Origin of the sequence: Bradyrhizobium cajani, assembly GCF_009759665.1 — a bacterium.
In the GTDB taxonomy this organism is placed as follows: domain Bacteria; phylum Pseudomonadota; class Alphaproteobacteria; order Rhizobiales; family Xanthobacteraceae; genus Bradyrhizobium; species Bradyrhizobium cajani.
In genome coordinates this window covers 1-26,890 of record NZ_WQNE01000024.1, presented here as the reverse complement: position 1 = coordinate 26,890, position 26,890 = coordinate 1, and the positions used below count along the sequence as shown (strand labels likewise).

At 57.9% G+C, this 26,890-nt stretch carries 17 protein-coding genes and 1 pseudogene; 6 read left to right on the top strand and 12 right to left on the bottom strand.

The features are described from left to right. Nucleotides 1–55: 55 nt before the first annotated feature. The 9 genes from GPL20_RS25430 to GPL20_RS25390 all read right to left on the bottom strand — a co-directional run bounded on the left by GPL20_RS25430 (nucleotide 56) and on the right by GPL20_RS25390 (nucleotide 12,699). The gene (locus GPL20_RS25430; RefSeq protein WP_157332777.1) at nucleotides 56–1,141 is read right to left on the bottom strand and encodes an ABC transporter ATP-binding protein; all 1,086 of its coding nucleotides are present in this window, start codon (nucleotides 1,139–1,141) and stop codon (nucleotides 56–58) included. A 66-nt stretch (nucleotides 1,142–1,207) separates the two neighbouring features. After that, the gene (locus GPL20_RS25425) at nucleotides 1,208–2,971 is read right to left on the bottom strand and encodes an ABC transporter permease subunit (protein WP_157332775.1); all 1,764 of its coding nucleotides are present in this window, start codon (nucleotides 2,969–2,971) and stop codon (nucleotides 1,208–1,210) included. After that, nucleotides 2,956–4,095, bottom strand: coding sequence for an ABC transporter substrate-binding protein (locus tag GPL20_RS25420; RefSeq protein WP_157332773.1), 1,140 nt, complete (start codon nucleotides 4,093–4,095; stop codon nucleotides 2,956–2,958). The genes GPL20_RS25425 and GPL20_RS25420 overlap by 16 nt, the downstream gene beginning before the upstream one ends. Nucleotides 4,096–4,464: 369 nt before the next feature. Further along, entirely contained in the window at nucleotides 4,465–5,331 is an 867-nt protein-coding gene (locus GPL20_RS25415; RefSeq protein WP_157332771.1) for a TauD/TfdA dioxygenase family protein, read from the bottom strand. Nucleotides 5,332–5,981: 650 nt separating this feature from the next. Continuing rightward, the gene (locus GPL20_RS25410) at nucleotides 5,982–7,382 is read right to left on the bottom strand and encodes an aminotransferase (RefSeq protein ID WP_373568292.1); all 1,401 of its coding nucleotides are present in this window, start codon (nucleotides 7,380–7,382) and stop codon (nucleotides 5,982–5,984) included. Nucleotides 7,383–7,393: 11 nt separating this feature from the next. Then, nucleotides 7,394–8,902, bottom strand: coding sequence for an NAD-dependent succinate-semialdehyde dehydrogenase (locus tag GPL20_RS25405; RefSeq protein ID WP_157332767.1), 1,509 nt, complete (start codon nucleotides 8,900–8,902; stop codon nucleotides 7,394–7,396). Nucleotides 8,903–9,510: 608 nt separating this feature from the next. Further along, nucleotides 9,511–10,017 (bottom strand): flavin reductase family protein, encoded by a 507-nt coding sequence (locus GPL20_RS25400; protein WP_157332765.1) that lies wholly within the window; start codon nucleotides 10,015–10,017, stop codon nucleotides 9,511–9,513. A gap of 100 nt (nucleotides 10,018–10,117) precedes the next feature. Then, the gene (locus GPL20_RS25395) at nucleotides 10,118–11,434 is read right to left on the bottom strand and encodes an NtaA/DmoA family FMN-dependent monooxygenase (protein WP_157332763.1); all 1,317 of its coding nucleotides are present in this window, start codon (nucleotides 11,432–11,434) and stop codon (nucleotides 10,118–10,120) included. Further along, nucleotides 11,419–12,699: a DUF2817 domain-containing protein gene (locus GPL20_RS25390; protein WP_157332761.1), complete on the bottom strand. Its 1,281-nt coding sequence runs from the start codon at nucleotides 12,697–12,699 to the stop codon at nucleotides 11,419–11,421. Before GPL20_RS25390 ends, GPL20_RS25395 begins: the two co-directional genes overlap by 16 nt. Before the next feature lie 387 nt (nucleotides 12,700–13,086). Here GPL20_RS25390 and GPL20_RS25380 point away from each other — a divergent pair, with 387 nt between their 5' ends. The 3 genes and pseudogenes from GPL20_RS25380 (at nucleotide 13,087) to GPL20_RS40320 (ending at nucleotide 17,445) form a co-directional block, all read left to right on the top strand. After that, nucleotides 13,087–13,563: an Lrp/AsnC family transcriptional regulator gene (locus tag GPL20_RS25380; protein ID WP_254126412.1), complete on the top strand. Its 477-nt coding sequence runs from the start codon at nucleotides 13,087–13,089 to the stop codon at nucleotides 13,561–13,563. 463 nt (nucleotides 13,564–14,026) lie between these two features. After that, nucleotides 14,027–15,706 (top strand): MFS transporter, encoded by a 1,680-nt coding sequence (locus GPL20_RS25375; RefSeq protein ID WP_157332755.1) that lies wholly within the window; start codon nucleotides 14,027–14,029, stop codon nucleotides 15,704–15,706. Nucleotides 15,707–16,030: 324 nt separating this feature from the next. Next, nucleotides 16,031–17,445, top strand: a pseudogene (locus GPL20_RS40320) (MFS transporter). Nucleotides 17,446–19,232: 1,787 nt separating this feature from the next. Here the strand turns inward: GPL20_RS40320 and GPL20_RS25365 are convergent. From GPL20_RS25365 to GPL20_RS25355, 3 genes are all read right to left on the bottom strand, one after another. Continuing rightward, complete coding sequence (locus tag GPL20_RS25365; RefSeq protein WP_157332753.1) at nucleotides 19,233–19,577, bottom strand: hypothetical protein; 345 nt, start codon at nucleotides 19,575–19,577, stop codon at nucleotides 19,233–19,235. A gap of 276 nt (nucleotides 19,578–19,853) precedes the next feature. After that, nucleotides 19,854–20,489: a class I SAM-dependent methyltransferase gene (locus GPL20_RS25360; protein WP_157332751.1), complete on the bottom strand. Its 636-nt coding sequence runs from the start codon at nucleotides 20,487–20,489 to the stop codon at nucleotides 19,854–19,856. 17 nt (nucleotides 20,490–20,506) lie between these two features. Further along, nucleotides 20,507–22,393 carry a UbiA family prenyltransferase gene (locus tag GPL20_RS25355; RefSeq protein ID WP_167533210.1) on the bottom strand — a complete coding sequence of 629 codons (1,887 nt, stop codon included), beginning with the start codon at nucleotides 22,391–22,393 and terminating at the stop codon, nucleotides 20,507–20,509. A 1,187-nt stretch (nucleotides 22,394–23,580) separates the two neighbouring features. Here GPL20_RS25355 and GPL20_RS25350 point away from each other — a divergent pair. From GPL20_RS25350 to GPL20_RS39645, 3 genes are all read left to right on the top strand, one after another. Beyond that, nucleotides 23,581–25,419, top strand: coding sequence for a hypothetical protein (locus tag GPL20_RS25350; RefSeq protein WP_157332747.1), 1,839 nt, complete (start codon nucleotides 23,581–23,583; stop codon nucleotides 25,417–25,419). A gap of 578 nt (nucleotides 25,420–25,997) precedes the next feature. Further along, complete coding sequence (locus GPL20_RS39650) at nucleotides 25,998–26,354, top strand: hypothetical protein (RefSeq protein WP_246250931.1); 357 nt, start codon at nucleotides 25,998–26,000, stop codon at nucleotides 26,352–26,354. Between the two features lie 270 nt (nucleotides 26,355–26,624). Beyond that, nucleotides 26,625–26,768, top strand: a complete 144-nt coding sequence (locus tag GPL20_RS39645; RefSeq protein WP_246250930.1) for a hypothetical protein — start codon at nucleotides 26,625–26,627, stop codon at nucleotides 26,766–26,768. Nucleotides 26,769–26,890 lie beyond the last annotated feature (122 nt).

Sequence of the window (26,890 nt, the reverse complement as noted above, 5' to 3'; positions counted from 1 at the left end):
CGCACCGTTTGAGGGCACGGCAGGCCGGAAAATGCTGTTGTCTAATGCCGGCGGACTATTCCGTCAGAACGGTTGCGTCCGATACGGCCCACGAGGCGGCACAGGCATCCCCGACATCGGGCATCGATTCAGCCGAGATGTTCAGTACCTTCGACGTCAGCCTTAATCCGGAATCGCTGCGGAATTCGAAGATGGTTGCATCTCCCATAAACGTTCTGCCGACGACGTGCCCCGGAACCCCATGTGACGAGCCGGCGGCGCTGGGGTCCAGATGCAAATGCTCGGGCCGTACGCAAAGCGTTGCATCGCCGTCCGCATCGGGCCATGGCGCTGCAGGCAGCTTCTCGCCTGCGCCACCGTAAACGACGCCGGATTTGAGCTTGACCGGGATGAGATTCACCTCACCGACAAAGCTCGCCACGAACAAGTCGGCCGGTCTGCGATAGAGCTCCTGCGGTGCAGAGACCTGCCGGATCCGTCCTTCGTGCATCACCGCGACCCGATCGGACATGGCGAGCGCCTCATCCTGATCGTGCGTGACGTAGATCATCGTCTTGCCGACCTCCTTGTGTAAGGTCTTGATCTCGCCCCTGAGGTGCTCGCGCAGCTTCTTGTCCAGCGCGCCCAACGGTTCGTCAAGAAGAAGAACCGGCGGATCGAAAACCAGTGCGCGCGCAATCGCAACTCGCTGCTGCTGACCGCCGGACATCTGGTGCGGGCGGCGTGAGGCCAAAGCCCCGAGGTGCACCTGATCGAGAACACGGCGAACCCGGGCCTCGACCTCCGCCTTTGCCACCCGCCGCATCCGGAGTGGATACGCCACGTTCTCGGCGACCGTCATGTGCGGGAAGAGAGCGTAGTTCTGGAAGATCACGCCGAGTTCGCGGCGGTGAGGCGGCAGGCGCGTAATGTCCCTGTCGTCCAACAGCACCCGCCCGCTGTCCGGCAGCTCGAAACCGGCGACCATCATCAGAGTTGTCGTCTTTCCGGATCCGCTGGGACCGAGCAACGAAATGAACTCTCCGGGCGATACGGAAAGACTGACATCGTCGACGGCCGTTGCGCTACCATACCGCTTTTGCAGGTTGTGCAGCGCAATGCCTCCGGTCTTCAGATCCGTGCCGCTCACCTTGGCTCTCATCAACATTTCGGCTCCCTGGCGGAATTTCGTGATTTCTAGTTTGACCTGTGATCTCACTCGAAGCTGTCAGGTATTTCTCTGTCGCCCAAGCAGGGCACCGATGATGATAACAACCCCGGCGAACAGCATCTGCAGCGTGGCCACAGCTGCAATGGTGGGATTGATGTCCTGCCGGATTCCTTCCCACATGCGCATCGGCAAGGTCGTGATCTTTCCAATGCCGAGGAACAGCACGTACACGAGGTCATCGAACGAGGCCAGGAACGCAAAAAAGCTCGCAACGATCAGAGCCGGCATGACGAGCGGCGCGATGATCGTTCGAAAGCTGGCCAGCGGGCCCGCGCCTAAGCTGCGTGCTGCACGCTCGTATGTCGGGTTGAGGTCACGCAGATTGGCGACCACAATCACAACGACGTAGGGGATTGCGTGGACCGCGTGACCAAGTGCCAAGCCAAACTCGGTGCCCTGCAGCCCCACGCGCACCAGCAGGAAATAGGTCGCAACCGCAACTACAACCGTCGGCATGATAATCGGCGAGAGCACGAGTGCGACCATCGCGCCGCGGCCGCGAATGCGCCCCCGCGATAGGCCAAACGCAAGCATGCTGCCAAGAGCGGTCGCCATGCCGGCCGCCATCAGGGCAATGCGGATGCTGGTGAACGTTGCGCGCACCCATAGCGTATCGGAAACATAGGCCTCGTAGTTGCGCAGCGAGTACCCGGGCAGTGGAAAGACGAAATAGGATGAGGCGCTGAACGACAGGTAGGCGACGATCAGTACTGGCAGTAGGAGAAGCACGGCCAGGAAGCTCGCTAAGGCCGGGATACTTCGCCCCCCCAACGAAGGGAGCGAGCGATCGAGCACGTTCGCCGCAGCGCCGAGCCGCATCAGCCACTGCGTTCCCACTTGCCGGCGCGAGATTGTCTCCGAAGCGGCCTTGCCGTCGGAGAATCCCAGGAGCTGCTCAATCGGGAAGAAGCGCGAGCCGATCCACAGTATGGCCAGCACAGCTACCAGAAGGACCATGGAGAGGGCAGAGCCGAAGTTCCAATTGAGCTGATCCACAACCTGGGCGCTGATCTCCATCGTAATGGTAAGATCTGAGAGCCCGCCCATCAACGCAGGTGTGATATAGAAACCAAGACAGTAGATGAAGACGAGCAGAACCCCAGCAATCAGACCGGGCAGGCTCAGCGGCAGAAATATTGTGAGAAAGGCGGCAAGCGGGCTGGCTCCATTCGATCTCGCGGCACGCAGCAGCCTCCGATCGATGCCGGACATGACCGTGTACATGGGCAGGATCATCAGCGGCATAACGATGTGGGTCATGCCGATGATGACACCGAACCTGTTATAGAGCATCGTGACCGGTTGAGATACCCAGCCGAGCTCGAGCAGGATCTGGTTAACGACACCGTTGCGTCCGAGAAGGACGACCCAGGCGAAGGTCCGCGCCAGAACGCTCGTGAAATACGGCAGCACGACCGCAATGAGCAGGAAGGTGCGCAGGGTTGGTCCGCCCGTCGTGAGGGCGTAGGCGATGGGATAGCCCAGCACGAAGGCGAGCGCAGTCACTGAAACGCTGATCTCCAGCGTCGTGCGCAACACATTGACATATGCAGGGTTGTCAGTGATGCGTATGAAATTCGCAAGTGTCCAGTTTGGCATGCCAAGTGAAAGCAACAGAAGCCCCACGAGCGGCACGACAAAGAGCACTACGAGGAAGATGCTTCCGGGCAGCAGCAGCCAAGCCCACGGTGTAGGCGCCGCCGAGGCCCGAGCGGGGTTCGGCCGACCGTTCAGTGCAATTGAGCTCATCGTGCCCGCCATGCCAGCCAACGCTCCTGGAGATAATCTATATTCGTCTTGCCGTCCGGGCGCTTCGTCGTGAGCCAGGCGGCGTCCTCGATGACGCTTTTCGACGCGTTCTCCGGATTGATGTTGAGCAGCGGGATCAAGTCGGCCGGCAGATGATCGAGCTGATTGGTATTCGGCCCGGGATAGCCGGTGCCCTGCGTCCAACCGGCCGCAATCTGCGAGCGGTTCAAAAAGGCGATCAGCTTTTGCGCGTTAGCTGTGTTGGGACCACCCTTCAGAACTACTGCGTAGTTGGGTCTGAGGTAAGCCCCGTCCCAGACCATCTTGATCGGCGCGCCTTGCCGGATCGCCGCCAGCACTCGGCCGTCGAAAGCGTTGGTCATCGCGTATTCGCGGTTGATCAGGAGTTGAATCGGCTCTCCTCCCGCCGTCCACCACTTTGTAATGTGCGGCTTTATCTCACTGAGCTTTTCGTATGCGCGATCAAGTTTGTCATCGGTGAGAGGCCAGATATCCTTCTTTGCGACACCGGCGGCGAGGAGCGCAGACACCAGGTTGCGCACGGGATCGGCGCCCGCAAGCCCTCGCGGTCCCGGAAACGCCTTGATGTTCCAAAAATCCCCCCAGTTTTGCGGGCCGCCCTTCGGGAAAGCGCGTTCATCATAAACCAGCAACAATCCCACGGAGAATATCGCGACCGCGTCTTTGAGACGCGTACGAGCCGGCGTGCCCGCGAGCGACTCTTCATCCCAGAGACTGTAGTCGATCGGCACGAACGTCCCGGCTTCGTGCATTGCTGGATAGTTCTGCGGCTGCACATAGGCGATATCCCAGTCGATCCGGCCCGCCTGGCTCATCGCCTTGACCTGAGGTTCTGAGAGGTCGGCCACGACATCTACAACCTTTATCCCTGTGGCCTTCGTGAACGGTTCATAGACAAGTCGCCGAACGCCTTCGGTGAAAGAGCCGCCATAGCTGTACACCACGACTTCACCACTGCCGGCGAGCTTTTCCTGTGCAAAGGCAATGGTTGTCTTCGTGATCGCCGGGATGGTCAATGCGGCGGCGGCAGCCCGCAGCAGAGTGCGGCGGCTCAAGCCTGAATGCTGAAGTCCTTTATTCATCAAATCAGTCATGGCAACCACCCTTCCTGGTTTCCGTCCCGATGAGCCCCGCCAGGGAGTCGCTCGGATCGAGGTAAATCTAAGTAGTAATCTTGTAGCGCTCCTCGGTCGACGTAAGTTCGGACGCGACTAACATTGGGACAGCAATGCATACGCTATGAACGCGCATCGCTAGACCGAACGAGGGGACGGTCGCCCAACGCTGGGCTGCGGGCAACATATGCCAGCGACTTCTACGTCCGACCTCCGTCTGCACCGATACTATTCCCCCCTGCACCTCTGAACGCCCCGTACTTACGAGCTGATAATCGGCCTCGTATGAGTGCACTGGTCGCCCGGGGTTAAAACGCGAGCGTCCAGAGCGCTTCTGGATGCTCCTGTTCAGAGTGCCGCCACTGGGCGTTCACCCCCGGCGGTCGTACGGTGCATTAGGCGAACGGATTGCGGATCGAACTGATCCCGACGGTGGAGAAGGCAACGATTGTCCCATATCATCATATCACCCGGCTTCCACTCCTGGTGCCAGACGTGAGCGGGGCTAGTAGCATGCCGCCAGAGCTGCTCCAGCAACTTGTTCGCCTCGTCTTGCTTCATACCGACGATCGCCTGCCGCTCTCGACTGGCGCCAAGATAGAGGCAAGGCTTACCAGAATCCGGATGCCGGACAACAATCGGGTGATCGACGCCTGACCAGGTTGCAAAGTCCTCAGACGTCGGCATTTCCTTGCCGCATCGTGGAGCACCGGAAATGTCGAGCACGTCTTGATGGTGAATGTACAACCCACGGAGTCGCGCCTTCATCGACTCCGGAAGCGCTGAATAGGCACTGTACATGTTGGCCCAGTACGTGTTCCCGCCCGTTGGAGGCACCTCCAAAGCACGGAGGAGAGCGGCCGAAGGCGGCTTTTCGATCCACCAGTGATCGGTGTGCCATTGCACCTCACCGTCTCCAAGATCGCCCATTGGAGATCCATCTGGATTTTTCTTGTTCGCGATTACAAAGATCTCCGGGGAGTCCTCGCGCCGGCCGTGCTGGACATTTGTGGTAAGGAAGATGGGGCCCAGCGCCTTTGTGAGCGCGACCTGTTCGGCATCGCCCATCGGGACATTGCGGAAGCGCAACACCGGATATGTTGTCCACGCTTTCCGCAAATCCGCGGCCAGCTGCTCGTCAATGGCATGGATCGGGAAATCGCTGATTTCTCCAACGAAGTCCGGAACAATTGGCTTGACCACGAAGGTTGCCATCCCTGATCTCCTCGTTCTTTATATCCCCGTCCGCACTGGCGGAGGGCTTTCGCCCGTTTTCCCGACGGTATCCCCCTTGGCGAGGGATTACATGCAATGATTCGCCCGGTAGCGCCGAAATCCAGCGTAATCACGTTGCTTTCCGCGGTCTTCTGCCGTCGCCAGCCCGATCGGCAGATGACGTGCCGGTTCTACGCGAAAAGTTCAGGGCAGACGTGTCGTGACCTACCGTCCGGCGACGAACGCGAGGTACTGTCGCTCACTAAAGTGGCCTCGAAATGCATTCCGCGCATCAACAGGACCGATCAACGCCAACTCGATTTGGCGAAGTGGCTCCGCTCTTGGGCGGCATCCGCCTATCCAATAGGCGCGGTATTCGCCGAGCGGAGCCCCGCTGCCGTTTCCCGAAAGGTATCTGGGACCCGCGCCCATGCCGCAGCTCATAATCTATAGCGCACACAAAACGCCGGTCATCGGTATACAGGAAGCGGCTGCATTGGTATGATCGACAAGCCCCAGGCTCCCCGCCCACCGCTGCGTCGGCAATTGCCGGCGCCCCTCCGACGCATCGACATGGTCGAACTCACACCGAACTGGGAAGTCCCAGCGTTCGAAGGCTGTGGAGACCGAGCTATGCTCTGAGGCGAATCTTAGACGGGCGTCGATTCTTTCGCTAGTTCGTCCATAACCTGTTTCGTCGCTCGATACGCAAGATCAACAATCTCATCGATCTCCGATTCGGAAACGACCAAAGGTGGCGCAAATCCCAGAATGTCTCCGTGTGGCATGGCTCGAGCAATAAGTCCCCGATCGCGGGCAGCCTTCGAGACGCGGGCACCGATCTTCAGCTGAGGGTCAAAGCGGCGCTTGGTCTGGCGATCTGCGACGAACTCGACAGCGCCAAGCAGGCCAACGCCGCGGACCTCTCCAACGATCTCCAGCTGTGCAAAGCGCTCCTTGAGCCGCCTTTGAAAATGCAAGCCGATGCTTCTCGCGCGCTCGCTCAGCTTCTCTTTTTCAACAATATCCAGGACGGCATTTGCGGCAGCAGCCGCAATCGGATGTCCAGAATACGTGTATCCGTGCGAAAAAGCTCCAACGCGATCGGCAGCTTCCTCCATGACATCATACACCCTCTCACCAACGATCGCTGCCGACAGAGGCACGTAGCCCGATGTCAGACCTTTCGCAACCGTCACCAGATCCGGGTCCATCCCGTACAGCGTGCTGCCGAAGTCCGCACCAGTCCGACCGAATCCGCAAATGACCTCATCGGCAATCAGAAGCACGTCGTAGCGCCTGAGGACCGCTTGGATTTCGCGCCAGTAACCGGCAGGGGGCGGTGTGATGCCTCCTGTACCCAAAACAGGTTCGGCGATGAATGCGCCGACTGTCTCCGGCCCCTCTCGCAGGATCAGCTTTTCGAGTTCGTCTGCACGCCGGCGGGAAAACGCCTCCTCTGTTTCCCCGGGCTCAGCACCCCAATAGTGGTGCGGCGTGCCCGTGTGCAAAATGCCGGGAAATGGAAGGTCCATGTGATCATGATAGAAGGACATCCCGGTCATGGAGCCCGAAATTACTGAACACCCGTGGTAGCCGCACTCCCGAGAGATAATCTTCTTTTTCTTCGGCAAACCACGAAGATTGTTGTAGTACCACACAAGCTTGGCTTGGGTTTCGTTCGCGTCCGAGCCGGACAACCCATAGAAAACCTTGCTGGGCTTGCCAGGCGCCATTCGCACGAGACGATCGGACAAGATCGCGAGTTCTTCAGTCGTGTGCGCCGCATAGGTGTGATAATAGGCAAGCTTATAAGCCTGCCGCGCGATGGCCTCAGCCACCTCCGTCCGCCCATAGCCGATGTTGACGCAATAAAGGCCTGCAAAGCCATCAATGTAGCTGTGCCCGCGCGCATCGTGGATGCGAATACCCTTCCCCCCCGTCACGATGGTGGGATCACCCATCTTGCCGCTGGCGAATTCCTTGAGCTGGGTGAAAGGATGCAAAACACTCGAGCGATCCATTTCAGCTATGGATTTAGTTTCGTTCATGCTCATTTCTCCTAAGCGGCCAGGTCGCCGAAGCAGACGTATTTCAGTTCCATATATTCGGCCAACCCATGCCGAGATCCCTCGCGACCAAGTCCCGACTGCTTCCATCCACCAAAGGGGATGGGTGGCCCGGTAAACGAGGCTGTATTGATGCCAAGCATTCCGTACTCGAGTTGCTCAGAAATGCGGATCGCTCGGCGAAGGCTATCTGTGTAGATGTACCCGGCCAGTCCCATTTCGCTCGCATTTGCTCGCTCGACAACTTCTTCTTCGGTATCGAACGGCAGTACGGCGGCCACCGGTCCAAATGTTTCTTCCTGCGCAATGAGCATGTCCTCCGTGACATCGCTCAGCAACGTCGGAAGAACGAAGTTTGGACCCAGCACATCATCTTGTTTGGCACAAACAGCTCGCGCGCCCTTTGTCACGGCATCATCAATCTGCATCCTGCACTTGTCCGCAACCGAGGCCTTCGTCATTGGGCCAATGTCTGTTGCGAGATCTAGACCGTGACCAACCTTGAGCCGCGTCACGGCGGCAGCAAAGGCCTCGACGAATGCGTCGTAGAGTTTCCTTTGGACATAGATGCGATTTGCTGCCAGACAGTCCTGACCGGACGTCGCGAACTTTGCAGCCATTGCACCGTTGACAGCCTTGTCAACAGCCACGTCATCAAAGACAACAAATGGCGCATGCCCTCCGAGCTCGAGCGAGACTTTCTTTACGGTTTTGGCAGCCCCCTCCAGAAGCAGCCGACCAACCTGGGTTGAGCCCGTAAACGAAAGTGCGCGCGTCCGAGGGTCGCTCAGCAGGGGGGCCGAAAGCTCGATCGGATCGCCGACAACAACCTGAAACACGCCGCGCGGCACGCCGGCCTGCTCAGCTAATCTAGCGACCGCGAGCGCCGAGAGCGGCGTCTCGGGAGCAGGCTTCACGATCATCGGACAACCCGCCGCCAGAGCAGCGCCCGCCTTCCGGGTAATCATAGCGACCGGAAAATTCCACGGGGTTATTGCCGCCGCGACGCCGACAGGCTGCATTCGCACCTGAAGCAGACTCCCGCTCTTATGGCTAGGAATCGTTTCTCCGTATGCGCGCTCTCCCTCCGCAGCGAACCATTCAAGGAAGCCAGCACCATAAGCAATCTCGTGGCGCGCTTCGGTGATTGGCTTGCCTTGCTCGCAGGTCAACAACATTGCGAGCTCTTCCGAATGATGAAGCATCAACGATGCCCAGGACCTGAGGATCGCGCTGCGCCCTGCTGGCAGCAGCCCTCGCCATGCAGCGAATGACTTTTCGGCTGCAGCAATCGCAATATTCATATCTGCAGCGCTGCAACGAGCGACATCCGCTATCTCTTCGCCAGTTGCCGGATCGATCACGACGTCGCGTTCCTGACCTGCAATCCACGAGCCATCAATCAACGCCGCGCCACAGACGAAATCCCGGCGACGCAAATCTTGCAAGCACCGCGCAGCAAGACCGGTCGTGGTCGCAGACCGAAAGCCGTGAAAGGTCATTTGAAAGTCCCGGAAACTCGTGTTCGTGAACGCCCTGCGCTTGCATGCTATAGGCATGGCGAATGCATTCGCGCCGCATTTTCGTGCAGTCCTGATGATTTCCTGCGTTAGTCCAGCGATTATCGCCACATTTCGGCTCAAGCTCTTACACCCCTTTCGATTAGAGACCGAATGCGGGGGATGGATGCGCGTGTTCGCGGCTCATCTCCGACGCAGCCATACTTGGCGAGCGTACGCTAGCGGGCGGCGAAGGCTTGAGATTTTGGAAAAGAGTAGAGGCGCTGACTGAGAACAACGGCTCTCTTCCACTCCAATCGGTCTCCCGCGCCGCCTAAAGGCGAAGACGTCAGAGTGGATGATTTCGCGCGTGGTGCATTTGTATCAAAGGTGCCCGGCTGATTGGACGAAATTGCAGTCTCCTAACCATCAGCTGCGGATGCAGGAGCTTCGTCTTCAGGGAAACCGGCAGCTCGGCAGCCCGACTCTTCGCGCTGCTCAGGCAAGACGCCACGAAGATGGCTAGAGCTGGCATCCGGCCGTCTGGAATGCGCGATGCGCCCTGTGCAACAGGGATGATTTCTCAAATAGCCTTTCAGGAGGACAAGAATCTAAGAGTTCTGAAGCTGGCGGTATTGGCCCCTGAAGTAAATCAATGGGTTTCGTTGCGTATCCCAATCAACAGGGCTCATCTCTTCGACTTTGCCAACAACCAGGAAATGATCTCCGAGCTCGTGCTCGGAATGAAGCGAACAATCCAACCACATCAGAGTTCCAGCAATGACGACTTTGCCGTTGGGACGTCGAGCCCAGTCAACGTGTGTACATTTGTCGGCGCCCGATTTGGCGAAGCCGTCGGAAATGGCCTGCTGCTCTTCGGATAGAACATTTACGGTGAAACGACCAGACGAGCGGATCCCGGGCCAGCTCTTGGACGTCTTCATGACGCAGAAAGACACCAGAGGTGGCGTCAAAGAGACGCTATAAAAAGACTGACATGTGAACCCGGTGGGTACGTTGTCCACCAACCCCGTAATGATGGTAATTCCAGAGGCAAAGCGGCTCAGCGTATACCGGAGCGATCGCGGGTCAATCGATGAAACGTGGGCCTGCTGCATAGCGACTTCGACCTTGTGCGGTTAATCTCGTGAGCACGCCGTCTGCGGTTAAGGGCGTGCGAATTGCTGATGGTTGCGAAAGCACCGGAAGTGACGACGATCACGACAGATTGCGGGCAACTCCGAGGTGCTCCCGCAATGTACGCCCGGCGTATTCGGCTCGAAAGGAGCCGCGATCTTGCAAGATCGGGACGACCTGGTCCAAAAACTCAAAGAGCCCGCCCGGCATGTGCGACGGTGAAACGTTGAAGCCGTCGCATGCCCCGCTGTCAAACCAGTCAGCGAGGTCCGACGCAATCTCTTCGGGCGTTCCCGCAACAATCCGTTGCTGCCCGATTGCCATCTCCTGACATAAACGTCTGACGTTCCACTTTGACGCGACGGCCTTCTCGGCAAGAGGTCTTGCTGAACTTGTGACGCACGATTCAACGAAGGATTCTGGAAGGATCTCGTCGAGATCGAATTTCGAGATGTCCTTGAATTGGATGATCAACCGTCCCATTTCCTTGACAGGATCAGCTATCGAGCGCAGCAATTCCAGCTTCTCTTCTACCTTTTTTCTTGTTGCAGCAACGATCGGTTGAATGCCCGGAATGACCTTGACGGCATCTTCGCTGCGCCCGTGCTTAGCCGCTGTTTGTCGAATGAGCTGTCGCTGTTGAATGGAGGCAGATTTCTCTAATGGAACGGTGTAAACCGCGTCCGCGAATTTCGCTGCCAATTCAACGCCCGCGCCCGATTCACCCGCCTGAAAGATCGCTGGTCTGCCTTGAGGTGACCGAGCGGCCGTGAGCGGTCCTTCCACCTGAAAGAATTTTCCACGGTGATGCAAAGCTCGCACTTTGGCGGGATCGAAAAAGACGCCTGACTTTTTATCGTAGAGGAATGCGTCGGGATCCCAGCTATCCCACAGACCTTGGACAACCGTGACAAATTCTTCTGCGCGCTCATAGCGCTCGCTATGGGACAGCGGCGCCGCCAGGCCAAAGTTCGCGCCCTCGGTCTGCCGATAGGAAGGAACGACATTCCACGCCGCCCGGCCGCCGCTTATATGATCTAGGGAAGCATACTGACGAGCCACATGATAGGGCTGCTGATAACTCGTGGAGCATGTAGCGACCAATCCGATTCTATTGGTCAGGACGGCGATAGCGGCCATGGCGGTCAGCGGTTCGAGCGTAATGTTGTCGTGCCCGCGGCCAAGCGCCCCTTTGGGGCGATCCTCCATCGAAGTGGCAGCGAGGTTGTCCGCAAGGAATACGAAATCCAGTTTGGCAGCTTCGGCCTTCTTCGCTGCCTCGGCATAAAAGTAAATCGATTCCTGGACGGTGGGATCGACGTCAGGGTGCCGCCAAGCGGATGCGTTGTAGCCAAGCCCGCGGATCGACGCTCCGATGCTCATCATTCGTTTTGACATTGAGAATCTCCTTTATGGGCTATTCGGCTCAGTCGCCTTGCCCGAGGTGAGATGGGGAGCCGCCCGGTGGCCAGCACCGGAACCTGCGACAATGCGAAGCGGCCTTCTCCGATCTGCTGCAAGCCCGATAACGCGTCCCGCAGGACCTGCCGTCCCCGAAACAGCACTGCTTCCTTCCAGAAGGGATCGTCGGGACAGAAGTGCGCCCGCATGCGCGCCCGAACCTCGCGGCCAAACGCTCCCGTTCGATCGCCGCCACCATGAACGTGCAACCATTGATCTGCCAGAAGCACCCGCTGGGCGGCTTCAGTGTCGAACGTACCGTATTCTAGGCAAAGATAGAGATACCGACCGTCACCAAGAAGACGCTCCCAATAGAGCTGCAGTGAGCCGTGGATCGGGATCGAAGCGGACGTACCGAGATCTGCGGAGGTTACGCTCGGCCCGAACATGCGATCCGCAATGGCCTGCGACTTGCTGGCCGCGACATGCTCACTCTGGAGTTCGCCGTAACCGTACGGACCGAGCCCGGTATGCACGTCAATGACCGCGACGAATTTACGTGTTGCCAGCCCGTGCTCACGAGCGATCGCATCCAGCGCTCCAGCCGACCAGGACGGCCCGAATCCGCCAAAGAACATTCCATTGGGATCCGTGTATTGACCAGCCTTCCGGGCGATCTGAAATGCCCGCTCGCCGTGCAGGCTCTTGAACTGCCGGATGGCCTGCCGCGCAGCTTCGAATGATGGCCCATCCAGCGTCGGCGGCACGAAATGGACACGCAGCTCTTCATAGCCAGGATTGGCTGGGGCACCGATGGTGAAGTCTATAAAATTTCGGTTTAGGTCGCACCCCTCGTGCGTTACTCTGCGATCCCAAGCAAAGCCGTACGGGTTCAGACCGTGAATGAAGAGAAGGGCAACATCTTGCGGAAGACGCCCCTCCTCCAGCAGCGCTAGCCAGTCCATCTGGATCCCGGCACCGCAGAACCCCTCGGGGCCATGGGTGCCACTGATTAGCACCAGGACGCACTCGGCTTGAGGATCCCCGACCCAGCCGCCATCGACGGAAAGCTCTTCTCCGTCCGGGCCGCGGAGGTCAGGCAGCACGAAGGAACGCGCCTGCGGCAGCATCGCAAGAAACTCGCCTCTCGCTTGTCTATAGCTGACCGGGAATGAACGTTGGGCCGAAGCCAACAACTCACCATCGTTCAATCGAGCAGCTAGCCGGATGCCGCCAGCGTTCTGTTCAGGGCTCAAAACCAAGATCTCTCCTCCTCGACGCACGCTTTCGCAGAAACATTTCTATCGGTAACCTGCCACAGCCGCCCTCCATCTCGATCAACATCGACCCGGATAACGCGCATGCCCCCCTCAATTGGCCCAATGCTCCCGCATGAGTTCTAGCCGGACTTTCAGGGTAACGACCCATCGTCCAAAACCCTTCTGTTGGCAGCCAGATGGCCGACAGCTTTAGATTCCTCCGACGCTATTCAACAATCATTGGCCGGGCGCCGTGGTGATTTCTTGAAATTTTCTCCGCAATCAAGATACTCACCTCTGAAACAGATTTGCGTCGCTTTTCGCCGGATCTGGCGCAGCCTTTGAACGCCAAATCGCTGTTTCGCGATGAATTTCACCGGAGGTCCGCCCGTGCAATATGACCGAACAGACGCCCGCATCCTTGAACTCGTACAAAAGAACAACCGCCTGACTTCAGAGGTCATTGGCGAGTTGGCCGGCCTCTCGGCGACTGCTTGCCAACGGCGACTCAAGAGATTGCGTTCGGAAGGCATTATCGAAGCCGACGTCTCGATTGTTTCGGCGAAGATGGTCGGAAGACCTATTCAAATGCTTGTACTTGTGAGTCTGGAGCGCGAGCGTGCCGACATTATCGACAGGTTCAAGAAGGCCATCAAAGCCTCAGCCGAAGTGGTCAATGGATTCTACGTGACGGGCGACGCTGACTTTGTCCTCTATATCACCGCGCGCACGATGGAGGATTACGAGCAGTTTACCCGCCGGTTCTTTTATGAGAACCCAGACATCAAAGGCTTCAAGACTATGGTCGTGATGGACCGCGTAAAGGCCGGTTTTGCGATTCCCGTGGAGCTCCCAGACGAGGATTGACGAGAGCCGAAAGTGGTGTCTCACAACGCATGCCACCCTGCTCGCGCACTTTTTCATCGCTTATTTAATGAGAACGCGACAAACCCGCAGAGCCGTACCGGTACTCTAATTTCTCTAAGCGAGAGACCTCATGGGAGAGCGGGTTGCGCCGCGCTCGTCAAGTTGATGCCGGTCAGTTGACAGACGCTCGTGGCCAAGCGGTTAAGCGGTTGCGCACGTCTCCGCCGGGAGACTTTGATAGCACAGCTGTGGCAGAGGCTTTCAATTCGACAGCCTGCCTCCCATTGATGCGCAACAGAGAGTATCAATGAGCAAAACGCGCCGGGAGCGCCTGAACCTTGCCGACGAGACACGGTTTTTCATTCCGCGACGTTCCCGAATTTCGGCGTCAGCAGGCCGTACGGACCGATAAGGCGCAATCCCGCAAGCGCGACGGACGCAAGAGCACCTAATATGAGCCCGCATGACTGAGCAGCCTCAGACTCTCAACATCGAGCGCCTCACTACTCCGCTCCGCTATTCCACGTTCCGGCGGATCTGGCTGGCGAGCTTGTTTTCCAATTTGGGCCTCCTGATTCAAGGCGTCGGCGCGTCTTGGGCGATGGCTGAGATGACGCCATCGGCCGACAACGTTGCGCTCGTGCAGACGGCCCTGATGTTGCCGGTGATGCTGATTGCGATGCCCGCTGGGGCTATCGCCGATATGTATGACCGCCGGATTGTCACCCTGGTTTCGCTCGGCATTGCATTTGCCGGCGCAACAGTCCTGACGGTGCTCGCCTGGGTGGGGCTGGTCACGCCGAACATCTTATTGGCGCTCTGCTTCGCCGTTGGCACTGGCATGGCTCTGATGGGGCCGGCGTGGCAATCTTCGGTCGGCGAGCAGGTGCCATCGGAAACGTTGGCTTCGGCGGTTGCTCTAAATGGAATCAGCTACAATATTGCACGCAGCTTGGGTCCGGCCATCGGTGGGATCGTTGTCGCAGCTTGGGGTGCCGTGGCGGCGTTCGCCCTCAACGCGCTGCTCTATCTCCCACTAATGTTCGCGCTGTTCGTCTGGAAACGCCCTTCCCGCCCCTCGCGTCTGCCACCTGAAGGGCTGAGCCGCGCCATTATTTCGGGAGTGCGCTACATTACTAATTCGCCATCGATCAGGATCGTGGTGATCCGCTCCATGGTGATCGGCTTAGTTGGGGGGGCGATTACAGCGCTCATGCCATTGGTCGCGCGCGATCTCTTGCATTCCGGCGCGAAAACTTATGGCGCTATGCTCAGCGCCTTTGGTCTAGGCGCGGTTTTAGGTGCACTCACCATCAGCGAAATTCGCAAGCGGATGAGCGGTGAGGCTGCCATACGCGCCTGCTCAATATCCATGGGCGGAGCGGTTGCGGCAGTCGCCCTGAGCCACGAGCCAGTTTTGACAGCGGGCGCGCTGATCTTGGCCGGAACCGTGTGGATGATGGCGTGGATGATCTTCAGCATCGGCGTGCAGCTGTCGGCGCCGCGATGGGTTGCTGGGCGCGCCTTGGCTGCCTACCAGACAGCGAGCTCAGGTGGGATAGCGGTGGGAAGTTGGGCTTGGGGACACCTGACTGATGCTGCGGGAGTCGATACTGGGCTTCTGGTCTCGGCCGCTCTGTTGGTAGCCTCGCCCCTGCTGGGATTCTGGCTGCACATGCCGCGCATCCTCACCCGAGATGAGGACGCCGAGGTTTTGGCCGATCCGAAGGTGCAGCTTCCGCTCAAGGCGCGCAGCGGCCCGCTTGTTGTTGAGATCGAGTATCGTGTCGCGCAAGAGGACGCTCGGCCGTTTCACAATCTGATGCAAGACGTGCAGCTATACCGCCAGCGCAATGGGGCCTATGGTTGGTCGATTGCGCGCGATATCGCCGATCCCGAGCTGTGGACAGAGCGCTACCATTGCCCGACATGGCTCGACTATCTGCGCCAACGCAACCGGTCGACACAGTCAGAGCGCGCACTGGACAATCGGGCGGCGGCTTTCCATATCGGACCTGGCCCAATGCGCATCCGCCGCATGCTGGAGCGCCCCTTCGGATCTGTTCGCTGGAAAGAAGAGGTGTCCGACCGTGCGACGAACGAATTCGAGCCCGCCCATTCCAAATTTAGCGGGATGCATTAGCAGGCGCCAATATTAGAGAGATTTTAGGTTTGCTTGAAGAGAGAAGCGCATTGCTGAGGATCGTAAGAGTTGCCCTGCGAAATGATAGGAGCTCGCTTTGGTTGTGAATATTACATCCGCAGCAGTACATGGGTGGATCGGCGTAACGGGGTGCCGCTCAAGAAACTTCGTTCTGCGCAGCACATTTTTGTACCGTAAAGATGATTGGAAAAGGCATTGGCCACTTCTAGCAGTCTTTCGTCCATTTTATAATGGATCAGAATAACGCCTTGCACGCGAGGCAGAAGTCGACATGACAGCAGCCTCCAACTTGAGCCCTCAGAGGTGGAAGCCTCGCGCTATACAACGTTCCGGCGAATTGTTGGCGAGTTTGTTCCAACCTCGGCACCCAGATCCAGGGAGTCGGGCGGCTCGAGCGATGACAGAGCTGACTAGGTCGGCTGACAAAATCGCGCTAGACCACATGGCCTTGATGCTTCCCATACAGCTGATTGCGATGCCGGCGATATGTATTCTCGGTAGCTCTATGCGGGGCGACTTGGCCCTCGGCTCTCGATCGTTCCGGCCTTGCAACGCCAAATCTACTCCTGATACTTTGCTTTGTGGTTGGCAGTGGCATGGCAATGATGAGCCCGGCTTGGCAATCTTCCGTAACCGAGCAGGTGCCCGCCGAATCGCTTGCAGCGGCGGTGACGCTCTGTGGCATCAGCTGCAATATGGCCCGCAGCTACGGGCCGGCGATTAGTGGCTTCGTGGTGGCGACTGTAGGCGCAGTCGCAGCCGTTGCTCTCAACGCGCTTCTATATGTGCCGCTGCTTGTGGCGCTATTCCTGTGAAATCGTGTTGCAATGCGCGGTTGCCGCGCGAGCAACTGAGCCACGCCATCATCTCGGGCGTGCGGTATATCACTTTCCCGCTCTAATAAAGATAGTGCTGGCAGCCTGGTAGCAGACATGCTCGGCGGGTCGGTCACAGGGCCCCTGCCGCTGGTCGCCCGCGACCTTTTAAAATGGCAGGGCACGTACCTACGCCGTTGGCGCGCTCGGATTTTGCTCGATGATCTGGGCACTCTCCATCGGCGAAATGCGCAAGCGTATGAGCGGCGAAGCTACCGTGCATGCCTGCACTATCTCGATGAACGGCACAATTGCAGCGATCGCACTCAACGCGAGCCGATCTTGACCGCTGCCGCGGCGATCCTGACCGCTCCGTCTGGAGTTCACGTGGACACTATTCAACTTTGGCGTGCAGCACTCCGCACCTGCTGAGTCGACGGCCGCTCGCGTGCGGCGTGGCAGCTCGCATTTTACGGTGGTATCGCGATCGGCACGATCCCGCGGTGCGTCCCGCTCAGCTACCGCAGCAGCCCGTTCGCAGTCGGGATCGAATACCCGCGTTGTGCTGGAGCATGCCCGTTCCTTCCACAACGTTATGCAAGAGGTGCACCTTTACGTCAGCGCAATGGGCCTCCAGCTGGTCGATTGCGCGCGATATTGCTGATCCCGAGCTTTGGACAGAATGCTCATCACTGCCCGACATGGCTCGGCGATCTGTGCCAGCGCAACCGCTGGTCGCAGTCAGAGCGCGCACTGGAAATTGGGCGGCGGCTTTTCATGTCGGGCCTGAGCTCGTGCGCATCCGACGGATGCTTGGGCGTCCCGTTCGGATCGGTGCGCTGGAAGGACGACGTGTCCGACCTCGCCGCCAGGGAAAGTACTGCCTGCTCATTACAGCCCTGATGGGATGCACTAGCATTCGATTGCTTAACAAGAAACTCTGAAGCCCGCAGCCGTTGTTCAGTCCTCCGCGGAGCGTACCCGCCGTGACAGCTTTGCGCTCTCAACAGTCGCAGAGCGGCACCTTCATACATATATTACCGGCATTTGAGGGATCGATCGTACGAATCGGATCAGCAGTGCCTATCGCGCAGCGCGATCACCCGAACCTTGTCCGAAGAGATTTCAAGCACGTCAGACAACAACGCGAGGCGGTCGATAGGTGGTCGTTCCGTCACAGACCCTCAGCCCGTCGTCATCCCAGGTCGCCATCGCGCCCGCGCAGCTCAATCGGCAGAGCGGTGGACGCGAAAGCGCCGCCGGATGACGACGGCAGCTGCCGCGAGCGCCTCGTCGACCTTCCTGGCATGCGCTGCCTCGCGTTTAGGCGCGCTCCCGCCTGTGTAATTCATCGCAAACATTTCGTTTGACGCCCCGCCGTCATGGACGATTTACATCTGCAGGCAAGCGCGTGTGGCGCTAGGCGGGCGCAGCGAGGGGCCTACAGGCGTGGAAGCCGCGGAGCTGGCACCGCGTGGATTGCGCAAAGAGGGTGCCCGCGAGTCGACGCGGCACTCGAGCCAGCCGCCGTGGCTGCCTCAACGTGGTTGGCTGGCTCCTGAGTTGGATCGCAGGCAGTCACTACAAGCTGGTTTATCCAACCCGGTGACCGGGCCGCGCTCAAACGATGCCTGCCAGTGCCGCGCGAAGGACGGCGCGATCGCGCCGTTGCGTTTCCGCTTCTCACCCGGCACAAACGGATCTTCAAGGAGTCGATGCCTACCTGCGATCAGAGCGGGGCTTAGCCAGGAGGCCACCGTACACCATCTCACGGTCTTTCGCAGGTTCCTGGACGAGGTGTGCTCCGGCGGCGCCGCCCTGTCCAAGATCAGGCAAGGGGACAGATCTGCTACGTTGAGCGCCACGTCCGGGACTGGAGCCCGGGACGAGGCAAGGCGACGTGCTGATCGTACCGAGCCTTTCTCCGTTACCCCCCATCGGGAACTGAAGGAGCGCGCCGCTTCGTGGGTTGTCGTTCCATCAAGGCGCCGATGGAAGCTCGCAACTCTACCGACCTATCTGCCTGCCGCTCAGGTACGGAAGGCTATCGAAGGTCGCGACCGAGAGACGGTGATCACGGCGCGACTACCCATTCTGTTGTTGCTGCCAAGGTCGGCCCTCGGGCCGACGAGATTGCGACGCTCACCCGACGATATCGACTGGCGCACGAACGAGATACTCGTTCGCGCCAAGGGCCGACAGCGCGCATGAATGCCGATACCGCGGGACATCGGCGCGGCTATCGTTGCATATCTGCGCACTGGCCGCCCAACATCGTCCTGCCAACCGCTGTTCGTCCGCACACTCGTGCCACACGTCGGCTTTGCTTCAGGATGTGCGATCACGATGATCGCCAAGGCCGCTCTCAATCGCGTGGACTCGACGGTTGTGCGGACAACATACCTTCCGACACAGTCTCGGTACCGAGCTTCTCTGAGCTGGGACGAGCTTGTCGGAGATGGTACAGTTGATGCGGCACGAGAGACCATCACACCACCTCGATCTACGCGCACCTCGGCATCCGATACGCTGAGAACATCGATCCTGCCCCTGCTCGGAGGCCTGCAATTACCAATCTGCGCTCCGCACTCGATAAATACCTGATCATGCGTAGCATCCCACACGCTGCGGCTCGACCTTCTTCGTTGTCGAGCACGAAGGCCGCTTGCTGCACCAGTACGTTCATCGCGTCACCTGGTGATTGTAGAGAGAGATAGAGAAAGAGAGATCGAGAGAGATAGAGAAAGAGAGAGAGAGAGAGAGAGAGAGAGAGAGAGAGAGAGATCGGGCGCGGCGCCCATGGTGATCGTACCGGACCGCGCGCGCACGGCTTCTATAACCACGCCGCCATCCGGACGCTCCTCGACTGGTATCGCGAACGCAAGGACGTCAAGCACCAACTCCCGGTGCGGTCCATTTACCTCGACCACGCCGCGGTCTGCCCCAAGTTGATGAAGCGGCGCGGCGTCTCGATCGGCGGGTGACGCGATGATACCCGCCTGCAATGTCGTCACATTGATCAAGCGCTTCTTCACCGACCGGCTCATGCGCCAGTAATGTTAGCGGGAACACGGTCGCCCCTTACAGGGAACATGTTCCGGCTGCTGTTCATGTTCACACATGTGCGGCTGCGGAAGTCCCCCGTCGGCCCTGTCGCTCGCCGAGCTGCATGCAACGTTCATCGGCGAGTTCCTCACCAATCTCGAGGTAAAGCGCGCCGCCAGCGCGAAGACGCGTAATCTGCGTCTGACCGTCATCTGATTCTTCGCCCCAATGCTTGAACGGGCAGGAAGCCGCTCAAACGTGGCCATCTAAGGTTTGCGAAATACCAAAAGCTCGTGCCTATAAAACAACTTCCGATACTGGGAGCTACGAATCAATTGGAGATCGAAGTGTGCAGCCCATTCCACCGCGACCTCGAGGGGTAGATAACGGATCCATTCTCTAGCGATGACTAGGTCATGCAACCGATTGAGAAAGGCATCAAAGAACGGCTCGTCTGCCATGTCTTTGTAGATAAAGAAGCCGCGCGGCTTGAGACGTTTGACGCATCCTGCAAGTGTAGCAATGCGGTTCTTTAGCGGCACATGGTGCATGACATCGATCATCATCGTCACATCGAACTGCTTTTGAGGAACGTCGTCGATCGATTTTATGGCCTGAAATGTCAAGTCGCATTGCGGGTAATTTGTTGCCGCCAGCGCAGCTTGTGCAATAGCTTTCGAACTAATATCCGCTCCGTGACCGATCGAGATCTGACCGAGCGCCGCGAGTGTAACCAGGTGCGCCCCCGTTCCGCAGCCAATATCAAGGACGGAGGCTCCCTGAGGTATGTGTTCATAGAGAGGCCAAGGCGGGCAGATGTCTGGCCGATGCCGGATCATGATCCGCTGGAGAAACCCTGCGGTGGGATAGGCCGGCAAGATATCGGGGAGGGCTCGGGCCATGGCAGTGTGCGGGAGATTCAAATGGCGATTATAACTACGGCTGCGATCGAGGCGATGGTAATCGCGCTGATATGGTCCCTCAGTGCAAAGACTATGGGATCGTCGTCCATTAGACGCCGGTGCGCCATCATGAGTATTCGGCCTATCCAATAGAGAAGAATTGGACAGATCAGCCAAAGCGCCTTCGGATGCCGATAGAGTCTCTGAACATCTGGTGATGCAACATAGAGCGCAAAGATCGTGATAGCGGTCAAGCCAGACGCAGCCGCTAGAGCGGTAACGACTTCGACGTCACCGATCCTGTAGTCGCGGTCTGAACGATCCGGAAGGCGGAGATCGATTCTTGTCGACAGTTCAACGTAGCGCTTGACCAGCGCCAGCGATGTGAACATGAACATAGAGAAGATGAAGAGCCAATGCGAGATTTGAATGTCAGCTGCCACGCCACCTGCGAAGATCCGTATCGTGTAGAGGATTGCGAGCACAACAACGTCGACGAACATCTTGCGCTTCAAATAGACAGAATAGACACTCGTCAGCACAAAATACCCAACCAATACGTAAGTAAACTCTGCTGAGATTGTGGTTGCCAGTATCAGAGAAAGGAAGAGAAGCGCCGGAATCATGAGCAGGCCGGTCCGAAGTTGGATAAGGCCTCTCGCGAACGGTCGTGCACGCTTGCTAGAGTGCGCACGATCAGATTTAAGGTCTAGTAGATCATTGAGGGTGTAGACGGCTGACGCGCAAGCGCAAAACGCTAGAAAGGCAGTCACATTTGCAGTGATGTTAGCCAGCGTAAATTGATGCGAGGTCACCAGCGGCACAAACACAAGCAGGTTCTTGACATATTGATGGACTCGAACAGCCTTGAGCCACGCCTTCCGACCCGCGCTCCCGTCCGTTAATGCAACATAGGTGCCCTTGATTGAGATGAGGCGACTCTTTACGGAATCAGAAAGGTCGACGCCATAGGCTTTATCGGCCACGTTCCACACCGGAAGATCCGAGGGGCCATTGCCAACGTAATCGAATCCGTTCTTGCCGAAGGCCGCCGTGAGTAACTTGGCCTTCAAAGACCCCGACAAGTTCGTCTTTGCGTCGGAAGCGAACCAGCCATCGAAGAAGGCCAAGTGATCTGCGATGGCTTTCGCGTGATTCGCATTGGCTGCTGTGGCTAGATAGACTTTTCTGCCCCGGGCTTTGGCAGCTTGGATGAGATGCAGCACACAACTGTTGTACGGCAGAGTCGTATAATCCAATTCGGAAGCTTGGGCAAAATGATGCTTTACGGCGGCTTTGCCATGAGCCAGAGCGCGGATCGCTGCGAGATTCGGCTGCAATCCGAGAGTCAAGACGTTCAACAATGATTCATATAGCACATCAGTTAGCAGCAAAGATCCGTCCAAATCTACGACCAACGGCTTGCCATCATCGTCGACGGTGCGCGATGTGCGATTGAGCACCTTCGGTAAAATTTCATGGAGTTGAGTCGGACGCCCGATAAATGCGATGCGGCCGGCACGGTCGACAACGAACGAGGTGGGACTCTCGCAAGAAATACTCGGCTCCATCCAAAGCTTGTCCATTTCGCCCGTTACGTCGAGAGCGATGCGATAGTTTAGGTTTGGGAAGTTCTTGGTCAGCCAGGCGTCCAACTCGGTTCGGTCCTCGTCTGCGGTTCGAGGGCGTTCAAGAGCCGCAACTCCGACAACCTGTAGCCCGCTGTCCTCGTACCTCTCTTGGAGCTGTACCAGATGGGACATCGTCGCCATACATGACCCGCACCAAGGCGCCCAAAAGTGGACGATGTACACCTTGCCTGGTTGGAAACTGGTGAGAGGCTGACCACGCAGCCAGGTCTCCACTTTGATCGGAGGAGCCGGAGACTCAGTTCGGAGGACCATGTTGCTCTCCAAAGAATTGCCAACGCAACTTGAGCTCTTTCTCGCTCTCAGAGTTAGGCACCTAGTGGGGGCATCAGCCGTCTTGTCTGCGTGCATCGCCACTCAATGTTGGTGTATCTCGATAGCAATTGCCGTGCCAGCGCCGCCAGCAACTAAGCGTCTGCTTCACGTTGAATAGAGTTTGCACGTCGCAAGCTGCGGCCAGTGTGTTGAACCGGACAGCCGTTGTATCTTGTTAGAAAGCGGACAAGCATCAGCCGTCGTTTGTTCGCGGAATCACGTCGTTGCGATTTGTCGCCGCAACTGCCCAGGCGAAACTTGCTACCCGCTAACAAAACCCCAGAGGAGATCTCGATTAGTGGTCCCTTTGCTCAATCCTGAAGAAGTACAGAACACAGAGCTCCAAACATCTCACGATAGTGCAGTAGCGGTAACAAAGCCGATCGGATAAGAGTTTCCGCGCCGTAGCGCAAGCAACGCCAGTGGATCAGGGCGGACTGAAGAAAATTGCGCACCGATTTTCGTGAATGGTTGCGGACAAGCGGTTGGAGTCCCGGGCACTAGCGTGGACCTCACTGGTTTGTCTTCGGCGGAAGTGCTCATAATTGCTGTCTCCTTCTCGCAAAATTTTTGGCATTTCTTCATTCGAACGCAAGAGCGCGATTTTCCTGGGATACAGGAACAAGTCGTCTGATCACGGCAGGACGGTCTTTCCTTGTGGTTGGCGACGCGCCGACGATTACCATGTCGGGGGCCTCGACCATTGGCTTGAACGCCACTTGCTCGGAAGCTTCGCCGTTGGTCGATGCGTCCATTACGCAGGAGCTTCGTGCGGTCGTCGTGATGCTCACAAAGGAATGTCAGCGTCCGCAGCGACCAGTTGGAGCCTTGGGATTACCCGCCCGCACCGTCTAGCACCGACTTTCGTAGGCTGTAGGATCGCCGCGCAGGCGAGATCCTCGCCGTTGGTGTTGCTAGTGTCTTCATCATCTCCGCAGACGCTATGCTGCGCAGGAAGCGCCCCGCGCCACAAGTCCGATCTGAGGTCTACCAATCTTGGGAGGCGAACGCGACGCTCCGGTGAATTAGAAGCGCCTCGAGGCTGATATCACTGAAGTGGCCTCATCTCTACGGTAAGGCCTATGCGAAGAGACAACTACTCTGCCAAGGAAACGAAGTTATCAGTCTTGCTCGATCACACGCTGATGGCTCTGACGGCCGGAACCACGGCAATCCTTTTCACTCGGCTCCTATACTACAGCAGCTACGGTCTCGATCTCAAAACCGAAGGATTCTACCTCCTCTCTATTGCCAATCCATTCCTTTATGCAATCAACGTTTCAGTGTCCCTTTTCGGCTTCGTCTATCACTGGCTCTATGAGTTAGTGGGTGGCGACATCGCAGTGCTCCGTATGGCGAACATCACGCTTAACATGGTGCTGGGCTGGATTCTCAGTTTGCTAGTGATTCGGCGCCTCTGGGCAGTGGGCTGGCTGGAGTCGGCGGTGCTATCGGCAGGGATCGCCAGCTTAATCTTATGCCACTTTAGTCCGAGCTGGGGGCTTTGGGGGCGTACCCCCACCCACTACTCACTAACCTCCCAATCGATCTTAATGGTGATGATCGGGTTGCTGCTGGCGGATTGGCCAGGGCGCATCCACAGGGGCGTTGGGTCGATCCTGGTCGGCGTTGGCGGCTGGTGTTGCTTCATGGCTAGGCCCCCCACCGCCGCAGCTATTGCCGCCGTCGTTATCCTCCGTTTCGCCGTTTGCCGCCGGAGGTCGCCGCTGCTCATGCTTGGCGCGGCGCTGGTCGCTCTCACTCTACTGAGTGGTACCGCCTACATGATTGACGGCGGCATCACCGGGTTCGTGACCCGCATCGTCAATAGCTCTGCGATGGAAATCTTGAGGGCTGACGGGCATGAGCTGTCTCTGATGTTTCGGATCGATCGGCTCCCCACCAGCCGCGCGCAATTCGCTATCGATGTGTTAGCGGCCATAGCGCTTCTACTAAGCGTTCTCATGAGGAGACATAGGTTGCTCCTCTCGCTGTCTTTTGCTGCGATGTTAATCGTAACAATAGCAATTGCGCTGTTGGGGACCGATCCGGTCGGCATCAAGCCGTCGACCCTGTTCCTGGTTCCGGCGTTCACGTGCATTGGTGCGACGTTCTATCGTCAAGGATCGGTTCTACGCACGCAGACTCCCACCACCATTGCTTTGGCGCTAACGTTTTTAGTGCTGCCGCACCTGTCCGCACTGGGGTCCGGTCTCAATTATTGGCTCGTCGGTTCGATGGACGCCTTGTTCTGGATGCTCGCCGTAGTCGCGTTTCTGAGCCCCCTAGCGCAACGGGGGCGCGGCGTCGCCATGCTATTGTCCCTGACAGTGTTCGCACAGTTGCTCACTGCACTAGTCATCAATGCGGGCATCCTCAATCCATGGAGTGAGGTGAAAGATTTGCGCGCTAATACCGCTGTAATGCCCATGCCAGGTGGCGGAAAGTTAGTCCTATCCCAATCTTTCCATGACTATTTGACCACGGCTAAGGCCTTGGCTCGTGCGGCGGGCCTTAAAGTTGGGAGCCCGATCCTCTATCTTACTGGCCTCGCGCCCAGCCTGATGTATGTACTCGAGACGCGGGCACTCGGTTCGCCATGGCTGATCGGAGGATATCCCGGCAGTAACGCGGTCGCGGTTCAAGCGCTCGGACTTGAAAACTGCGCCGATTTGGCCAAGGCCTGGGTACTAATCGAGCCGGGTGCCCCGAGTCATCTTGACCAACCCAGTATTATGGCCTCCTTTGGCGCGGGGCAGGCGGACTACGTCGTCGCCGCTACGTTCGAGCCGCCTATCATTGAGGGGACCGCTTATCCAAATGGTCCGACCCAGTTTCTGCTCAAGCCCGTCCGCCCGGCTGTGCAGGCGGAGCAATCCTGCCGTGAAGCCAGGATAAAAGCAGCAAATCATAATGAGAACGAGCAAGATGGCGCAAAAATTCCGCCATTTTGGCGAGCGCACTAGGCGTTTAGCAAAGGGCGTTGATGGTGCATCCTGACCGCACGACTCGAAGGAAGCGCTATAGGCAAATCTTAGACGGCCGCGCCACCATGGCGAGGCGGTCCGTTGAGCAATACAAAATAGCCAAAAAAGCCTGTTCTACGTATCCATCCAAGCCGGCTTTCAATTACCCATAACTTTGACCGCTCGGGCTGATCCGCTGATCGGGGAAATCTTGAATCGAAAGAATCGCTTGTGATTCCTTTCTGAGCACCTGATCCGCGAGGGGTGCTCTATGGGGCTGAATTTAGGGATCGATCGGCAAAAGGCTGTTTGCGGTCCTTGGAAGGTGAATGTTGGATTGATCGAGAGAGTAGTGGATGCGAGTTTAGGGATGCGCGGCTCGGCGACGGATTCCGCAAACTGCTCTCGCAGATTGGAAGCGCCATGGACAAAGCATTCCGCTCGCCTGCCAGGATTAGGCGAATACCAAGGCAGCTTACCGCTTCTTCTCTAACGACCGGGTCAGCGAAGCGGACATTCTGGCCGGCCATTTCCAATCGACACGTGATCGTGCAACCGCCACTGAAGGTCTCGTTCTTGTGCTGCACGATACCGAGTTCAGCTATCAACGCGAGAAGTCAGAAGCGATCGGCATCACCAAGAGCATAAACAGTGGACGAGATAAGGCAGGTCGCCTCAGATCGCACACGGTTTACGGCATCCTGATGCATTCGAGCCTCGCGGTTACAATCGAGGGGGTGCCGCTGGGGTTGGCGGCCGTTAAGTGCAGCAGGATGAAGATGACCGGCAACACGTGGATGAGCGTCAGGCCGGTGGCGCCCTTCTGGGCGTTGCCGGATTCCCATCGAGAAAAAGGAAAGTGTCCGGTGGTTGGAAAATTTCAAGCAGTCTACGCAACTCTTGGATCATCCGGGACGATGCATCCATATTGGTGATCGCGAGAGTGACATCTATGAGCTCTTCTGCGCAGCACACGAGATCGGAACTCATTTCCTGATCAGGACCTGCGTCCACCGCTTGGCTGGAGATGGGGATCACACGATCGCGGACGAAATGGACGAGGTCGCCGTCAAAGGGCTCCATCGCATCGAAGTCAAAGATAGTAACGGCGATCCGACCAGGCCGTTCTTGAACTCAGGTATCGCAAGATTCGCGTCCTACCGCCGATCGGAAAGCAGAAGCGCTATCCCGCTCTGACCCTGACGGTGATCCATGCCGAAGAGCGCGGGACGCCGAAAAACAGAAAGAAGATCGATTGGAAGCTGATCACCGACCTGCCCGTTGGTTCCCGCACCGACGTCATTGAGAAGCTCGAATGGTATGCTTTGAGATGGAAGATCGAGGTGTAAAAGAAGGGACTTGAGCTGACAGTGGGTGCTTTGTCGCGGCAGGTGTCCGACAAAGATTTCATGTCCGACCTCACGCAGCCGGCAACAATTTCTCTCTCGACAGAGCACTTGCGTCAAGCAAG

What these genes read in the sequence shown, in the direction of transcription:
- GPL20_RS25430 (WP_157332777.1), bottom strand. Translation starts at nt 1,141, where the DNA reads ATGAGAGCCAAGGTGAGCGGCACGGATCTGAAGACCGGAGGCATTGCG.
- GPL20_RS25425 (WP_157332775.1), bottom strand. Translation starts at nt 2,971, where the DNA reads ATGGCGGGCACGATGAGCTCAATTGCACTGAACGGTCGGCCGAACCCC.
- GPL20_RS25420 (WP_157332773.1), bottom strand. Translation starts at nt 4,095, where the DNA reads ATGACTGATTTGATGAATAAAGGACTTCAGCATTCAGGCTTGAGCCGC.
- GPL20_RS25415 (WP_157332771.1), bottom strand. Translation starts at nt 5,331, where the DNA reads ATGGCAACCTTCGTGGTCAAGCCAATTGTTCCGGACTTCGTTGGAGAA.
- GPL20_RS25410 (WP_373568292.1), bottom strand. Translation starts at nt 7,382, where the DNA reads ATGAACGAAACTAAATCCATAGCTGAAATGGATCGCTCGAGTGTTTTG.
- GPL20_RS25405 (WP_157332767.1), bottom strand. Translation starts at nt 8,902, where the DNA reads ATGACCTTTCACGGCTTTCGGTCTGCGACCACGACCGGTCTTGCTGCG.
- GPL20_RS25400 (WP_157332765.1), bottom strand. Translation starts at nt 10,017, where the DNA reads ATGCAGCAGGCCCACGTTTCATCGATTGACCCGCGATCGCTCCGGTAT.
- GPL20_RS25395 (WP_157332763.1), bottom strand. Translation starts at nt 11,434, where the DNA reads ATGTCAAAACGAATGATGAGCATCGGAGCGTCGATCCGCGGGCTTGGC.
- GPL20_RS25375 (WP_157332755.1), top strand. Translation starts at nt 14,027, where the DNA reads ATGACTGAGCAGCCTCAGACTCTCAACATCGAGCGCCTCACTACTCCG.
- GPL20_RS25360 (WP_157332751.1), bottom strand. Translation starts at nt 20,489, where the DNA reads ATGGCCCGAGCCCTCCCCGATATCTTGCCGGCCTATCCCACCGCAGGG.
- GPL20_RS25355 (WP_167533210.1), bottom strand. Translation starts at nt 22,393, where the DNA reads ATGGTCCTCCGAACTGAGTCTCCGGCTCCTCCGATCAAAGTGGAGACC.